The 14,271-nt window shown below is 70.4% G+C and carries 14 protein-coding genes; 3 read left to right on the top strand and 11 right to left on the bottom strand.

Features of this window, described 5'->3' with window-relative positions; all coding sequences use genetic code 11:
* Positions 1–163: 163 nt before the first annotated feature.
* Positions 164–1,438 (bottom strand): 23S rRNA (adenine(2503)-C(2))-methyltransferase RlmN, encoded by a 1,275-nt coding sequence (gene rlmN, locus ACXJKQ_RS09280; RefSeq protein ID WP_457105470.1) that lies wholly within the window; start codon positions 1,436–1,438, stop codon positions 164–166.
* A 99-nt stretch (positions 1,439–1,537) separates the two neighbouring features.
* Between rlmN and ACXJKQ_RS09275 the strand changes: the two genes are divergently transcribed.
* Positions 1,538–2,194: a class I SAM-dependent methyltransferase gene (locus ACXJKQ_RS09275; protein ID WP_457105469.1), complete on the top strand. Its 657-nt coding sequence runs from the start codon at positions 1,538–1,540 to the stop codon at positions 2,192–2,194.
* Positions 2,195–2,350: 156 nt separating this feature from the next.
* Here ACXJKQ_RS09275 and grxD read toward each other — a convergent pair whose 3' ends face one another.
* The 5 genes from grxD to recQ all read right to left on the bottom strand — a co-directional run bounded on the left by grxD (position 2,351) and on the right by recQ (position 7,731).
* Entirely contained in the window at positions 2,351–2,689 is a 339-nt protein-coding gene (gene grxD / locus ACXJKQ_RS09270; RefSeq protein ID WP_043347809.1) for a Grx4 family monothiol glutaredoxin, read from the bottom strand.
* Positions 2,690–2,718: 29 nt separating this feature from the next.
* Positions 2,719–3,225, bottom strand: coding sequence for a DUF29 domain-containing protein (locus ACXJKQ_RS09265; RefSeq protein WP_457105468.1), 507 nt, complete (start codon positions 3,223–3,225; stop codon positions 2,719–2,721).
* Positions 3,226–3,248: 23 nt separating this feature from the next.
* The gene (locus ACXJKQ_RS09260; protein ID WP_007568343.1) at positions 3,249–3,485 is read right to left on the bottom strand and encodes a BolA family protein; all 237 of its coding nucleotides are present in this window, start codon (positions 3,483–3,485) and stop codon (positions 3,249–3,251) included.
* 24 nt (positions 3,486–3,509) lie between these two features.
* A complete protein-coding gene (gene purL / locus ACXJKQ_RS09255; protein ID WP_457105467.1) occupies positions 3,510–5,735 on the bottom strand; it encodes a phosphoribosylformylglycinamidine synthase subunit PurL in 2,226 nt (741 codons plus the stop codon).
* A 154-nt stretch (positions 5,736–5,889) separates the two neighbouring features.
* Positions 5,890–7,731: a DNA helicase RecQ gene (gene recQ, locus ACXJKQ_RS09250; RefSeq protein ID WP_457105466.1), complete on the bottom strand. Its 1,842-nt coding sequence runs from the start codon at positions 7,729–7,731 to the stop codon at positions 5,890–5,892.
* 83 nt (positions 7,732–7,814) lie between these two features.
* Between recQ and ACXJKQ_RS09245 the strand changes: the two genes are divergently transcribed.
* Together ACXJKQ_RS09245 and ACXJKQ_RS09240 are read left to right on the top strand one after the other, a co-directional pair.
* Positions 7,815–8,042 (top strand): type II toxin-antitoxin system VapB family antitoxin, encoded by a 228-nt coding sequence (locus ACXJKQ_RS09245; protein ID WP_457105465.1) that lies wholly within the window; start codon positions 7,815–7,817, stop codon positions 8,040–8,042.
* Positions 8,042–8,443 (top strand): type II toxin-antitoxin system VapC family toxin, encoded by a 402-nt coding sequence (locus ACXJKQ_RS09240; protein ID WP_457105464.1) that lies wholly within the window; start codon positions 8,042–8,044, stop codon positions 8,441–8,443. The genes ACXJKQ_RS09245 and ACXJKQ_RS09240 overlap by 1 nt, the downstream gene beginning before the upstream one ends.
* Before the next feature lie 146 nt (positions 8,444–8,589).
* Here ACXJKQ_RS09240 and denD read toward each other — a convergent pair whose 3' ends face one another.
* The 5 genes from denD to ACXJKQ_RS09215 form a co-directional block, all read right to left on the bottom strand.
* On the bottom strand, positions 8,590–9,567 hold the full coding sequence (denD, locus tag ACXJKQ_RS09235; protein ID WP_457105463.1) for a D-erythronate dehydrogenase: 978 nt from the start codon (positions 9,565–9,567) through the stop codon (positions 8,590–8,592).
* Positions 9,568–9,595: 28 nt separating this feature from the next.
* The gene (gene otnK, locus ACXJKQ_RS09230; protein ID WP_457105462.1) at positions 9,596–10,870 is read right to left on the bottom strand and encodes a 3-oxo-tetronate kinase; all 1,275 of its coding nucleotides are present in this window, start codon (positions 10,868–10,870) and stop codon (positions 9,596–9,598) included.
* Entirely contained in the window at positions 10,867–11,649 is a 783-nt protein-coding gene (gene otnI / locus ACXJKQ_RS09225; protein ID WP_457105461.1) for a 2-oxo-tetronate isomerase, read from the bottom strand. The genes otnK and otnI overlap by 4 nt, the downstream gene beginning before the upstream one ends.
* A gap of 205 nt (positions 11,650–11,854) precedes the next feature.
* A complete protein-coding gene (ltnD, locus tag ACXJKQ_RS09220; RefSeq protein WP_457105460.1) occupies positions 11,855–12,763 on the bottom strand; it encodes an L-threonate dehydrogenase in 909 nt (302 codons plus the stop codon).
* A 107-nt stretch (positions 12,764–12,870) separates the two neighbouring features.
* Positions 12,871–14,193, bottom strand: coding sequence for an MFS transporter (locus tag ACXJKQ_RS09215; protein WP_457105459.1), 1,323 nt, complete (start codon positions 14,191–14,193; stop codon positions 12,871–12,873).
* Positions 14,194–14,271: the final 78 nt, after the last annotated feature.

Raw genomic sequence — 14,271 nt, 5'->3', positions numbered from 1 at the left:
AGAACTCCAACTCTCACCCCTCATCCTGAGGTGCCGGAGCGCAGCGAAGGCCTCGAAAGAGGCCTCCAGCAACCGCAAGTCTCTCTGGAGGGCTCATTCGAGGCGGCTTCCCCGCACCTCAGGATGAGGGGTGAGAGTTGGACGCCTTCCGTTGGACCGTCGCTCAATCGTCGAGGCCGGCGTAGAATCCCTCCACGCCGATGCCCTCTTCCTGCATCATCCGGGCGCGGGCGCGCAGCTTCTCGGTCTCGCTCTTGAGCTGGCCGCAGGCCGCCAGGATATCCCGGCCGCGGGGCGTGCGCACAGGCGAAGCGTAGCCGGCGTTGAAAACGATCTCGGAGAAGCGCTCGATCCGGTCCCAGTCGGAGCATTCGTAGCGGCTGCCCGGCCAGGGATTGAACGGGATCAGGTTGATCTTGGCCGGAATGCCCTTGAGCAGGCGCACCAATTCCCGGGCATCGGCGTCCGAATCGTTGACGCCCTTCAGCATCACGTATTCGAAGGTGATCCGGCGGGCGTTGCTCAGGCCTGGATAGGATCGGCAGGCGGCAAGCAGCTCGGCGATCGGGTATTTCCGGTTGAGCGGCACCAGCTCGTTGCGCAGGTCGTCGCGCACGGCGTGGAGCGAGATCGCCAGCATGGCGTTGGCCTGCTCGCCGAGTCGGGAAATCTGCGGCACGACCCCCGAGGTCGAGACCGTGATCCGGCGACGGGACAGGCCGAGACCCTCCTGGTCCGACATGACGCCGACTGCGTCGACCACCGCGTCGAGATTGTAGAGGGGCTCGCCCATGCCCATGAACACGATGTTGGTCACGAGCCGGCCGACCTCTCCGGCCCCGCCCGCGTCCCGGCTCGGCATCTGGCCGGGCCAGTCGCCGAGTTCGTCCCGGGCGGTGACGAGCTGCTGCACGATCTCAGGGCCTGATAGGTTGCGCACGAGGCGCTGCGTGCCGGTGTGGCAGAACGAGCAGGTGAGGGTGCAGCCGACCTGGCTCGACACGCACAGCGTGCCGCGATCGGGACCGGGGATGTAGACGCACTCGATCTCGGCGCCGCGATTGTGCTCCTGCCGGTTGGTCGGGGCCATACGCAGCAGCCACTTGCGGGTGCCGTCGCGGGACACCTGCCGGCTCGCCACCTCGGGCCGCTCCAGGGTGAAGTGCTCGGCGAGCTGCGCCTTCAGGGCCTTGCCGACATTGGTCATCTCGGCGAAGTCGGCCACCCCGCGGAAATTGACCCAGTGCCAGATCTGGCCGGAACGCATCCGGCTCTCGCGCTCGGGCACCCCCATGCCGACGAGCTGCGCCTTGAGGGCGTCGCGGGTCAGGCCGACCAGCGACGGGCGGCGGCCGGGCAACGCCTCGGGAAGGAAATCGGGCGCCTTCTCGATCGCGGCATCGGCCGCGCGGGCGCTGTCGAGCGACGGCGTCGCCATGGCGTTCAAACGATCCATACGATGGGAAAGGGTCTGATATAGGCGATCGCGGCGACGAATGCGAATGCGCGCCGCCCACAGGGGACCTGACGAAGAGCCATGGCGACCGACACCCGAGCCGGGCAGGCGATCTACAATCCGCGGACGCTGCAGCTCTACGATCTCGTCGTGCTGCGCCTATCGAATCCGCTGATCTGGCGCTGCCCGACGGCGCGGATCCTGGACCTCTACGACCGCCACGCGGGCCCGGCGCATCTCGATGTCGGCGTCGGGACCGGCTGGTATCTCGACCGGTGCCGCTTTCCCGCGCCGGCGCCGCGCATCGGCCTGATGGACCTCAACGCCGACAGCCTCGCCTTCGCGGCGCGCCGAATCGCGCGCTACCGGCCCGAGACCTACCGCGTCGACGTGCTCGGCGCCCCGGCCACCGGCCTCGCGCCGTTCGACTCGATCGGGATGACATACCTGCTGCACTGCCTGCCCGGGGACATCGCCGCGAAGGCCAAGGCCTTCGACACGGTGCGGCCGTGCCTGTCCGACGGCGGCGTGGTGTTCGGCGCCACGATCCTGTCGGGCGGCGTCCCCACCACGGGTGCGGCGCGGGCGCTGATGCGCGTCTACAATCGCAAGGGGGTGTTCTCGAACGCGGCCGACACCCTGCCGGAGCTGCGCGCGGCGCTGGACCGGCGCTTCCGGTCGGTGGAGATCACGGTCGTCGGCTGCGTCGCGCTGTTCGTCGCGCGGGAGCCGCGCTGATCCGGCCAGCGGCCTTGCGAGCGGAGCGAAGCGATCCAGCGGGGCTACGCCCGTCGAAATCGCGCTGCCCTGAGTTGCTTCGCTGCGCTCGCAAAGACGGACACGAAAAAGGGCGCCCGCGGGCGCCCTGACGTGTCTAGGCAAGTCCCAAAAGAATCAGGCGGCAGCGGTCTTCACCGGCACGCCCTTCTCGGCCAGGAAGGTCTGCAGCTCGCCGGACTGGAACATCTCGCGGGTGATGTCGCAGCCGCCGACGAACTCGCCCTTCACGTAGATCTGCGGGATCGTCGGCCAGTTGGAGAAGGCCTTGATGCCCTCGCGGATGCCCTGGTCGGCCAGGACGTTCACGCCCTTGAACGGCACGCCGAGGTAGTTGAGGATCTGCACCACCTGACCCGAGAAGCCGCATTGCGGCATCTGCGGCGTGCCCTTCATGAACACCACTACGTCCTGGGAGGCGATCTCGTTCTGGATGGTCGTGTTGGCGTCGGTCATCGGGTCGATCCTTGTTCCTGGTCCGTGATCTAGTGATGGTCGGTGGGGGATTTCAACACTGCAGCCAAGCGTTCCAGCGCGACGTCCATGTCGAAGTCCGGAGCCAGCAGCTCTTCCGGCACGAAGGGCAACGTCTGCGGCAATCCGCCGACGAGCGTGTCGCCGTGGACCCTCAGCTGCACGTCGGCATTCGCCTGCGCGTCGCGCCAGAGTGCCTGCCAGTCGATCCGCTGCCGCATCGCCGGCGTGTAGTTCCGTCGCGCCGCGCTCTGGAACGCCACCACCTCGGCGCGCCATGACCGGGTGGATTGCGCCGCAGGCGCGGACATGTACTTGAGCGCGTGCACGAGGAGTTGCAGCAGGAGGCTCTCGACGCCGCGGATCTCAGACCGGCCCAAGGTCTCGATCTCCTCGATCACGTTCTCCCAATCGACGGCGTTCGAGAGATCGCTGCGGGCGGCGAGCGCGCGCAGGGCCGCCGCCTGCTCCTCGGCCCAGGTCACGATGTCGTCGTCGTAGAGACTCGGTCGGTCCATCGGGAGAACGCCCGCGAGAGGGCTCAATCCTGCGGGACGCCCGTGGTCAGCGCAAGGGCATGGAGCACGCCGCCCATCCGGCCCTGGAGGGCGCCGTAGACCATCTGGTGCTGCGCCACCCGGGTCTTCCCTTTGAAGGCCGCCGACAGGACGGTGGCCGCGTAATGGTCGCCGTCGCCGGCGAGGTCGCGGATCTCCACCTGCGCGTCCGGCAGGGCCTCGCGGATCATGCGCTCGATCTCGCCCGCATCCATCGGCATCGGGTCACTCCTGGGCAGTAGGGGTCAGGACGCCGGCGCGGCCGGCTGGCTCGCCATGTAGGCGGGCAGCCAGACCTCGTGCGCCGCGCTCAGCTCGGCGAGCGGTATGGTCTCGCCGCCCGGCAGGGTCAAACGGTCGGAGCCGGTGACACCGACCACCGCCGCGTCGATGCCCTGCGCCGAGGCGCTGTAGAGCAGGTCGCTCGCCGCTTCCGGATCGACCGCCAGCAGGTAGCGGCCCTGGTCCTCGCCGAACAGGTAGGCGTGGGGGGCAAGAGCCACGGGCACCTCGGGCAGGGCTGCGCCGAGCCCGCCGGCCATGGCCATCTCGGCGAGCGCCACCGCGAGGCCGCCATCCGAGAGGTCGTGGACCGTGTCGACGGTCCCGGACTGGATCAGGGTGCGGACGAAATCGCCGTTGCGGCGCTCCAGGGCGAGGTCGACGGGCGGCGGCGCGCCCTCCTCGCGGCCCTCGATCACCGACAGGTAGGCGGACTGGCCGAGCCAGCCCTCGCCGGAGCCGATCAGCACCAGCACGTCGCCCTCGCGCTTGAGGGCGATCGTGGCGTGGCGGGCCACGTCGTCGAGCACGCCGACGCCGCCGATGGTCGGGGTCGGCAGGATGCCGACGCCATTGGTCTCGTTGTAGAGCGAGACGTTGCCGGACACGACCGGGAAGTCCAGCGCCCGGCAGGCCTCGCCGATGCCCTGCAGGCAGCCGACGAGCTGGCCCATCACCTCGGGCTTCTCGGGATTGCCGAAGTTCAGGTTGTCGGTGATGGCGAGCGGCTTGGCGCCGACGGCCGTGATGTTGCGCCACGCCTCGGCCACCGCCTGCCGGCCGCCCTCGACCGGGTCGGCCTCGCAGTAGCGCGGGGTGACATCGCAGGTCAGAGCGAGGCCCTTCGGCCCGTCCTCGACCCGGACGATGGCGGCGTCGCCGCCGGGCTTCTGCACGGTGTTGCCCAGGATGAAGTGGTCGTACTGCTCGAAGACCCAGCGCTTGGACGAGAGGTCCGGGGAGCCCACCAGGCGCTTGAGCGCATCGGTAAGCGAGGCGGGGGCCGGGACCTCCGAGGCCGCGATCACCGGCAGGTGGGTATTGGCCAGGTGCGGCCGGTCATAGAGCGGCGCCTCGTCGCCGAGTTCCTTGATCGGAAGGTCGGCCACGGTCTCGCCGTGCCACTTGATCACGAAGCGCAGCGTGTCGGTGGTCCGCCCGATCACCGCGAAGTCGAGACCCCACTTCACGAAGATGGCTTCCGCCTCCGCCTCCATGCCGGGCTTGAGCACCATGAGCATGCGCTCCTGGCTCTCGGAGAGCATCATCTCGTAGGGGGTCATGCCCTCTTCCCGGGCCGGGACCTTGTCGATGTCGAGTTCGACGCCGAGGTCGCCCTTGGCGCCCATCTCCACCGCCGAGCAGGTAAGGCCGGCCGCCCCCATGTCCTGGATGGCGATGACGGCCCCCGAGGCCATCAGTTCCAGGCACGCCTCCAGCAGCAGCTTCTCGGCGAAGGGGTCGCCGACCTGCACGGTCGGGCGCTTCGACTCGGACGCCTCGTCGAACTCCGCCGACGCCATGGTGGCGCCATGGATGCCATCGCGGCCGGTCTTGGAGCCCAGATAGACGATCGGGTTCCCGACGCCGGCGGCGGCCGCGTAGAAGATGCCGTCGGTGCGGGCGAGGCCCACCGCCATGGCGTTGACCAGGATGTTGCCGTCGTAGCGCCGGTGGAAGCCGGTGAGGCCGCCGACCGTCGGCACGCCGAAGGAGTTGCCGTAGCCGCCCACGCCCGCGACCACGCCGGAGACGAGGCTGCGCGTGCGCGGATGGTCGGGGGAGCCGAAGCGCAGGGCGTTGAGCGCCGCGATCGGCCGCGCGCCCATGGTGAAGACGTCCCGCAGGATGCCACCGACACCGGTCGCCGCGCCCTGGTAGGGCTCGATGTAGCTCGGGTGGTTGTGGCTCTCCATCTTGAAGACGCAGGCGAGACCGTCGCCGATGTCGATGACGCCCGCGTTCTCGCCCGGCCCCTGGATCACGTGCGGCCCCGAGGTCGGCAGCCCGCGCAGATGCTTGCGCGAGGACTTGTACGAGCAGTGCTCGTTCCACATCGCCGAGACGATGCCGAGTTCGGTCAGCGTCGGGTCGCGCCCGATCAAGCCGCGGAAGCGGTCGTACTCATCCGGCGTCAGGCCGTGCTGGGCCACGAGTTCGGGGGTGATCGGAACGTCGTTGCGGAACATGCGGCGGTCTCGACGAAGGCGGTCCGGGAGCCCCGCAGGACCCTCGACATGATACGCGACCCGGACCGGGCGGCGTGCGGCGGCTGCGACGGATTAGTGCGTTCCGCCACCGCGTTGCAATACGCCGGCTGTCCCGACCGTGTATGGAGGCCGGTCACGCCGCCGGCGGATGGGCCAGGAAATCGGCGATCGCCGCCACGAACTTGTCGCCGTAGGCCTCGCGCTTGCGCTCGCCGACCCCGTGGACGGTGCGCAGAGCCCAGAGGTCGACGGGCTTCTGGCGGGCCATCTCGATCAGCGTGCGGTCGGGAAAGACCATGAAGGCCGCGATCCCTTCGGCACGCGCCAGGGTGGCGCGCAGGCCGCGCAGATGCTGGAACAGCGCCTCGTCGACCTCCGACAGGGCGATCTCGCCGTCCTCGCGCGGGGCTGCGCGGCGGCGATCCCGCGATTCGGCCTTCGGCTCCGGATCCGGGCGGAGCTGGACCGGCTCCCGGCCGAACAGGATCGCCTCGCCCTTCTCGGTCATGGAGAGGCCGCCGAAGCCGTCGGCGTTCTCGGCGATGGCCCCGGCCGCGAAGAGCTGGCGCAGGATCGCGCGCCACGCCGCCACCGGCTTGTCGGCCCCGACCCCGAAGGTCTTGAGGCTCGCGTGGCCGTTGCGGCGGATCTGCTCGCTCTCCTTCCCGTGGACCACGTCGCAGATATAGGCCGCGCCGAAGCGCTGGCCGGTGCGCACGATCGCCGAGAGGATCTTCTGCGCCGAGACGGTCCCGTCCACCAGGGTGACGCCGCCGCGGCACAGGTCGCAGCGGCCGCAGGCGCCGCTCGCCTCGCCGAAATAGGCGAGCAGCGACTGGCGCCGGCAGGTGGCGCCCTCGCACAGGGTGATCATCGCCTCGAGCTTGCGCCGCTCGACCCGGCGGCGCTCGTCGGAGATCTCCTTCTCGTCGATCTGGCGGCGGCGGAGCGCCATGTCGTCGAGGCCGTAGAGGGTCAGCGTGTCGGCGGGCAGCCCGTCGCGCCCGGCCCGGCCGATCTCCTGGTAGTAGCCCTCGACGTTGTTGGGCATGTCGGCGTGGCAGACGAAGCGCACGTCCGGCTTGTTGATGCCCATGCCGAAGGCGATGGTGGCGGTCATCACCACGCCGTCCTCCTGCAGGAACCGGTCCTGGTTGCGCATCCGCGTCGCTTGGTCGAGGCCGGCATGGTAGGGCAGGGCGTCGAACCCGTCCTTCTTGAGGGTCTCGGCGAGCTGCTCGGTGCGCTTGCGCGAGGAGCAGTAGATGATCCCGCTCTCCGCCCTCCGGTGCTTCAGGAAGCGCTCGATCTGCCGGGCCGGGTTGTCCTTCGGCTGGAAGGTCAGGCGGATGTTCGGCCGGTCGAAGGAATGGACGAAGATCTTCGGCGGCCGGTCCTGCGGGAACAGCCGCTCGGCGATCTCGGCCCGGGTGGCGGCATCGGCGGTGGCGGTGAGCGCCAGGGTCTGGACGTTGCCGAGCGCCGTCCGGGCGCGGGCGATCTCCCGGTATTCGGGCCGGAAATCGTGGCCCCATTGCGAGACGCAGTGCGCCTCGTCCACCGCGAGCCGCCGGACGCCGGCCCCGCGCAGGGCCTCGATGCAGCCGTCCATGAGCAGGCGCTCGGGGGAGACGAACAGCAGCCGCAGGTCGCCCGAGCGCAGGGTGCGCCAAGTCTCACGGGATTCCGCCTCGCCCACCGTCGAATTGAGGGTCGCGGCCTGGATGCCGACGCTCTTCATCTGCTGCACCTGATCGTGCATCAGCGCGATGAGCGGCGAGACCACGACGGTCAGCCCCGGATCGACCAGGGCCGGCAGCTGGTAGGTCATCGACTTGCCCGAGCCCGTGGGCATCACGGCGAACACGTCGGCGCCGTCCAGCACCGCGCCGATCACCTCGTCCTGGCCGGGTCGGAAATCCTCGTAGCCGAAGGTTTTTTTCAGCGCGGCGCGGGCCTCGTCGAGGCGGGTCATCGGCATCCTTGATCGGGTGTCTGCACCGGGCTTGCGGCGCGGATGTGTAGACACTAGCCTCGCATGTCTACACGGAGGCGATCGTGCCGCTCAACATCCGCAGCGAAGAGGTGAATCAGCTGGCCGAGAAGCTGGCATCGCGGGCCGGCGTGAGCAAGACCGAGGCGGTGCGGATCGCGCTCGAGAACGAACTGAAGCGGCGCGTGCCGCTCGCGGAACGGCTGAAGCCCCTCCTCGACAGGATGGATGCCGTACCGCGCACGGGCCTCGAGGCTGACAAGGCGTTCTACGACAGCCTGAACGACGAGTGATGTTCGTCGACGCCTCGGCCCTCGTGGCGATCCTGACCGCGGAGCCGGAGCGCCCCGTCCTGCTGGACTGCCTCGACGGCGCGGTGACACCGCTCACCTCGGGCCTCGCCATCTTCGAGACGGTGGTCGCCGTGGCACGCAAGAAGGCATTGTCCGTGGCCGAGGCCGAGGCGGAAGTCGATGCGTTCATCCGCGTCGCCGGTCTGCGCATCGTGCCCATCGCCGAGGCCGTGAGCGCTCAGGCTCTCGCGGCCCACGCCCGCTACGGAAAGGGCCGCCACCCCGCACGCTTGAACCTCGGCGACTGCTTCGCCTATGCCTGCGCGCAGGTGCACGGCTTGCCGCTGCTCTACGTCGGCGACGACTTTCCGCAGACCGACATCCGCTCGGCGCTCGGCTGACCGCCCGTTCGCATGTGATGCCGGGTCGCAGATCTCGGCACCGCCGTCTCTGCGAGCGAAGCGAAGCAATCCAGTAGCGCCGCGTCCTTTAATGGCGCGCCGCCCTGGGTCACTTCGCTGCGCTCGCGATGACGGCGAGCGGGGCCTCAGCCGCCGTGGAACTCGGCCACGTGCTGCGCCACGATGGCGTCGAAGGATGCATCCGCCCGGAAGCCCAGAGCGAGGGCCGCCTCCGGCTCGAACGCCTCCGGCCAGGAGCCGACGATCCGCGCGATGGTGGCGTCGGGGACGCGCCGGATCAGCGCCACGGCCTTGTCGCCCGCCGCGCGGCGCAGGGCCTCGATCTCCTCGGCGACGGTCGCCGAGACGCCCGGCATGGTCAGGCTGATCCGGGGCCCGATCGCCGCGAGGTCGAGCCCGGCCGCGTGGACGAGGAAGCCCACCGCCGCGGCGGGGCTGGCGAACCAGTGCCGGACCGTGTCGGGCACCGGCAGGATCGCATCCTGGCCGGCCAGCGGCTCGCGGATGATGCCCGAGAAGAAGCCCGACGCCGCCTTGTTGGGCTTGCCCGGCCGCACGCAGATGGTCGGCAGCCGCAGGCCGATCCCGTCGAGGAAGCCGCGCCGCGCGTAGTCGGCAAGCATCAGCTCGCCCATGGCCTTCTGGACCCCGTACGAGGAGGCCGGGCGCAGGATGTGGTCGTCCGGGATGACCTTCGGGAAGGGGGGCCCGAACACGGCGAGCGAGGAGGTGAAGACCAGCTTCGGCCGGTAGCCGTCCACCGCGCTGGCATGCCGGATCGCGTCGAGGAGCAGGCGCGTGCCGTCGAGGTTGACCCGGTATCCGAGTTCGAGGTTCGCTTCGGCCTCGCCGGAGACCACCGCGGCGAGGTGGAAGATCACCCCCGGCCGCTCGGCGATGGCGGCCTCGGCGGCGCCGGGGGCCGTGAGGTCCGACGCCTCGGCCCGGACCGGCCCGGAGAAGCCCGCTGGCGCCGCGGGCGGCACCACGTCGAGCAGGGTCAGGGCGCTGAGCGTCTGGCCGCCCACCTGTCCGTCCTTCACCAGGGCGTCCACGAGGCGGCGGCCGATCATGCCGGCGGCGCCGAGAATCAGGGCGTGCATGGGAAACCTCTCGTCGGAGTATGCGGCCTCAGGCCATCATGTCGAGGGCGCGGCCGAAGAAGTCGGGGCCGCCGAAATTGCCGGATTTCAAGGCGAGCAGCATCGGCTCCGGACGTCCGGCGGTTCGCAGGACGGGCACGCCCGCCGCGATTTCCGGCCCGAGCAGGAAGGCGGTGAGGCCCAGCCGGTCGACCACCGCGCCCGAGGTCTCGCCCCCGGCCACCACCAGGCGCCGCACCCCGCGGGCGACAAGGCCCTCAGCGATCGCCGCCAGCGCCGCCTCGATGGCGTGGCCGGCCGCGTCGACCCCGTGCGCGGCCTGGAGGGCGCGCACGGCGTCGGGGGGCGCCGAGGAGGCGATCAGCACCGGGCCGGCGGCGAGGCGCTCCTCCGCGAAGGCCAGGGCCTCGGCCACCACGTCGGCGCCCGCGAGCAGCCGCGCCGGATCGATGCGCAGCACCGGCATGATCGCCTCCGCGGCGGCGACCTGCTGGAGGGTCGCCTGGGAGCAGCTGCCGGCGAGGCAGGCCGAGGTTCCGCCGACCGGCTCGCCCACGGCGGCACCCGCGGCGTCGCGGGCGCCGCGTCCGGTGGCGACCAGCGCTCGGGCGAGCCCGAGCCCAAGCCCGGAAGCGCCGACCGAGAATTTACGGTCGATGATCGCCCGCCCGAGCACTTCGAGGTCGCTGTCGAAGATCGCGTCCGCGATGGCCGCGCCCTTGCCCTCGGCGGCGAGGGCGTCGAGACGGGCGGCCACGGCCTCCGCGCCCCGGGCGACCGTGGCGGTGTCGATCAGGCCGACCGGACTGCCGCTCTGGCGCCCGAGCACGCGCACGAGGTTGGCGTCGCGCATGGGGTTGAGCGGGTGATCCTTGAGCGGGCTCTCGTTCAGCGGCACGGCGCCCACGAACAGGTTGCCCTGGTAGACGCTCCGCCCCGTCTCCGGGAACGCCGGCGTGACCAGGGCGACGGTCTCGCCCGCGTCGGCCCGGAGGGCGTCCATCACCGGGCCGATATTGCCCGCATCCGTCGAATCGAAGGTCGAGCAGACCTTGAACATCACGTGGGCGGCGCCCCGGGCTCGCAGCCAGGCCTCCGCCTCGCGGGAGCGGGCCACGGCCTCGTCGGCCGGGATCGAGCGGCTCTTGAGCGCCACCACCACCGCATCCGCCTCCGGCAGGGCGCGGCCCTCATCTGGCACGCCGATGGTCTGGATCGTGCGCAGGCCCGCCTTGGTCAGCGTGTTGGCGAGGTCCGAGGCCCCCGTATAGTCGTCGGCGACGCAGCCCAGCGCGAGGCTCATCGGGCACTCTCCTTGTAGGCGGCGAGCCAGCCGAGGCCCGCGACGGTGTCGGCGGCCGGGATGTACTCGCAGCCGACGAAGCCGCGGTAGCCGAGCCGGTCCAGCTCGTCGAACAGGAAGGCGTCGTTCATCTCGCCGGTTCCGGGCTCATGCCGCTCGGGCACGCTCGCGGTCTGGACGTGGCCGATGATCGGCATCAGGGCGCGCAGCCGCATGGTCACGTCGCCGTGCAGGATCTGGCAATGGTAGAGGTCGAACTGCAGCTTGAGGTTCGGCAGCGCGAGGTCGCGGATCAGGTCCGCGGCCCGGCCGAAATCGTTGAGGAAGTAGCCCGGCATGTTCCGGCCGTTGATCGGCTCCAGGACGAGATCGAGGCCGGCCGGCGCCAAGCGCTCGGCCGTCCAGGTCACGGCCCGGCGGTAGGCTTCGACCGCCTTGGGATCGTCCCAGCGTGCGAGGCCCGCCATGAGGTGGAGCCGGCCGACGCCGGTCGCCTCGGCGTAGCGCAAGGCCGTATCGACCCCCGCCTTCAACTCGTCGAACCGCTCGGGGAACGCTGCGATGCCGCGCTCGCCCGTCGCAAAATCGCCCGGCGGCAGGTTGAACAGCGCCTGCGTCAGGCCGTTGTCCCGGAGCCGCGCGCCGATGGCCTCCGGCGGGTGCTCGTAGGGGAACAGGAACTCGACCGCGTCGAAGCCGGCCCGGGCCGCGGCCTCGAACCGGTCGAGGAACGGCACCTCGTTGAACATCAGGCTCAGGTTGGCGGCAAAGCGCGGCATTCTTTTGGGACTCCCTGCCCGATCCTTGAAACGCGACGATCCGCTCAGCGGACCATCATCTAACCCGTGCCCTCATCCTGAGGTGCCGGAGCGGAGCGGAGGCTTCGAAGGAGCCCTCCAGCCAGCCCTGCGATCCCTGGAGCCCTCCGTCGAGGTCCGCTGCGCGGTCACCTCAGGTTGAGGCGGAGGGCGGGATCGGCGCTGATCACTTCGTCCCCGGCAGCTTCGCCCCCGAGACCTGCGCGTAGAGCCGCGCCACGGAGGCGTCGTCGTCCCGACCCATGCCGGCGCCCGACGCCATCAGGAACATCTGCAGGGCCGCCGCCGCCACCGGGACCGGATACTTCTCCGCCCGGGCCATGTCCTGCACGATGCCGAGATCCTTGACGAAGATGTCGACTGCGCTCTTCGGGCTGTAATCCGCGTCGAGGATGTGGGGCACCCGGTTCTCGAACATCCACGAATTGCCGGCGGACTTGGTGATCACCTCGTAGACGCGCCGAAGATCGAGACCCTGCTTGGCGGCGAAGGCCATCGCCTCGCAGGCGGCGGCGATGTGGACGCCCGCGAGCAGCTGGTTGATCATCTTGAAGGCCGCGCCCTGGCCGGCCGCATCGCCGAGTTCGTAGAGCGTGCCCGCCATGGCATCGAGGGCCGGGCGCGCCTTGGCGAAGGCCGCCGCCGAGCCCGAGGCCAGGAAGGTCAGGCCACCATCGGCCGCGCGGGCGGCGCCGCCGCTCATCGGAGCGTCGAGATAGTGGCGGCCGGTGGCCTCCAGCCGGGCGGCGAGAGCCCGGGCGACGGCGGGGTCCATCGTGGCGGAGGAGACGAACACCGCGCCCTCGGGCATCGCGGCGGCCGCGCCGTTCTCGCCGAACAGCACCGCCTCGGTCTGGGCGGCGTTGACCACCACGCTCACCACCACGTCGGCGTCGCGCGCCGCCTCGGCGGGGTTGGCCGCGCCCCGGCCGCCGGCGGCCGCGAAGCGCGCCACCGCATCCGGGTTCACGTCGCAGGCAGCCACGGAAAAACCCGCCCGGAGGAGCGAGCCGGCCATGCCGGAGCCCATGGAGCCCAGGCCGATCACCGCGGCGCGGTGTGTTGCGTTGGTCATCGGGGGCGGATCCTACGTGAGGGGGGAGGGCGGCTCTTCGTCACCGCGTGAGGCGCGGGTCCCCTCTCCCGCACGGGAGAGGGGGCAGGTCGCGCCCGGATCGCAGGTCAGCGGTTGACCATCCGGGCCGGCGTGACGAACACACAGACCGCGCCGACCACCAGCATCGCGGCCAGGGCGTACATGCCGGCGGCGGTGCTGCCGGTGGCATCGCGCAGCGCCCCGATCACGTAGGGGCTGACGAAGCCGGCCAGGTTCCCCACCGAGTTGATCAGCGCGATGCCGGCCGCCGCGCCCGCGCCGCTCAGGAAGGCGGTGGGCAGGGACCAGAACAGGGGCGAGCAGGTCAGCACGCCGGCCGCCGCCACCGAGAGCGCCGCCACCGCGACCATGGTCGAGCCCGCGCTCGCCGAGACCACGAAGCCGACGGCGCCGAGCAGGGCCGGGACGATCAGGTGCCAGCGCCGCTCGCGCATCCGGTCCGCGCTCAGGCCGCACAGGACCATCACGACGGCCGCGCACAGGAACGGGATCGCGCTGATCAGGCCGATGTTGAGGTTGCCCTGCACCCCCGACGCCTTGACGATCGTCGGCATCCAGAAGGTCAGGCCGTACTGGCCGGTGACGAAGGCGAAGTAGATCAGGCTCATGAACCACACGCGGCCGTTGCGGAACACGGTGGCGATCGAGTGCGGGCTCGATTCCTTGCCGTGGTTGTCGGCGGCGATGTCGCGCTCCAGGAGCTGCTTCTCGGCGTCGGTCAGCCATTTCGCTTCAGCGGGGCGGTTGTCGAGGTAGAGGAACACGGCGACACCGATCAGCACCGCGGGCACCGCCTCGATCAGGAACATCCACTGCCAGCCGGACAGGCCGTGGGTGCCGTTGAGCGCGTCCATGATCCAGCCGGAGAGCGGATTGCCGAAGATGCCCGAGATCGGGATCGCCGCCATGAACACCGCGATCACCTTGGCGCGGCGATGGGCCGGGAACCAGGAGGTCGTGTAGAGGATCACGCCCGGATAGAAGCCGGCCTCGGCGAGGCCGAGCAGGAAGCGCATCCCGTAGAAGCTCCACTCGGAGTTCACGAACAGGAACGCGCCGGAGATCAATCCCCAGGTAATCATGATCCGGGCGATCCAGACCCGGGCGCCGACCCGGTGGAGGATCACGTTCGAGGGCACCTCGAACAGGAAGTAGCCGAGGAAGAAGATCCCGGCGCCCAGCCCGTAGACCGTCTCGGAGAACTTCAGCTCCTGGGACATCTGGAGCTTGGCGAAGCCGACATTCACCCGGTCGAGATACGCCACCACGTAGCAGAGCATCAGGAACGGCACGAGGCGCCAGAACACCTTCCCGTAGGTGCGGTCGGCGAAGGACTTCTCGTCCGTGGGGGCGGTGGCGCCCCCCAGCGGGGCGGCTTGGACCGGCATCGCGTTCTCCCTGGTCCGCACGATCCCGCGTCCGGACAAATAGTGCTCTTCGTCGCTCGAAAGGCGGCGCTGCGCGGA

This window comes from Methylobacterium sp. P5_C11 (assembly GCF_054049775.1).
This window is presented reverse-complemented; position numbering and strand designations above follow the sequence as displayed.

What these genes read in the sequence shown, in the direction of transcription:
- otnI (WP_457105461.1), bottom strand. Translation starts at nt 11,649, where the DNA reads ATGCCGCGCTTTGCCGCCAACCTGAGCCTGATGTTCAACGAGGTGCCG.
- grxD (WP_043347809.1), bottom strand. Translation starts at nt 2,689, where the DNA reads ATGACCGACGCCAACACGACCATCCAGAACGAGATCGCCTCCCAGGAC.
- purL (WP_457105467.1), bottom strand. Translation starts at nt 5,735, where the DNA reads ATGTTCCGCAACGACGTTCCGATCACCCCCGAACTCGTGGCCCAGCAC.
- ACXJKQ_RS09275 (WP_457105469.1), top strand. Translation starts at nt 1,538, where the DNA reads ATGGCGACCGACACCCGAGCCGGGCAGGCGATCTACAATCCGCGGACG.
- ACXJKQ_RS09240 (WP_457105464.1), top strand. Translation starts at nt 8,042, where the DNA reads ATGTTCGTCGACGCCTCGGCCCTCGTGGCGATCCTGACCGCGGAGCCG.
- otnK (WP_457105462.1), bottom strand. Translation starts at nt 10,870, where the DNA reads ATGAGCCTCGCGCTGGGCTGCGTCGCCGACGACTATACGGGGGCCTCG.
- recQ (WP_457105466.1), bottom strand. Translation starts at nt 7,731, where the DNA reads ATGACCCGCCTCGACGAGGCCCGCGCCGCGCTGAAAAAAACCTTCGGC.
- rlmN (WP_457105470.1), bottom strand. Translation starts at nt 1,438, where the DNA reads ATGGCGACGCCGTCGCTCGACAGCGCCCGCGCGGCCGATGCCGCGATC.
- ltnD (WP_457105460.1), bottom strand. Translation starts at nt 12,763, where the DNA reads ATGACCAACGCAACACACCGCGCCGCGGTGATCGGCCTGGGCTCCATG.
- ACXJKQ_RS09215 (WP_457105459.1), bottom strand. Translation starts at nt 14,193, where the DNA reads ATGCCGGTCCAAGCCGCCCCGCTGGGGGGCGCCACCGCCCCCACGGAC.
- denD (WP_457105463.1), bottom strand. Translation starts at nt 9,567, where the DNA reads ATGCACGCCCTGATTCTCGGCGCCGCCGGCATGATCGGCCGCCGCCTC.
- ACXJKQ_RS09265 (WP_457105468.1), bottom strand. Translation starts at nt 3,225, where the DNA reads ATGGACCGACCGAGTCTCTACGACGACGACATCGTGACCTGGGCCGAG.
- ACXJKQ_RS09260 (WP_007568343.1), bottom strand. Translation starts at nt 3,485, where the DNA reads ATGCCGATGGATGCGGGCGAGATCGAGCGCATGATCCGCGAGGCCCTG.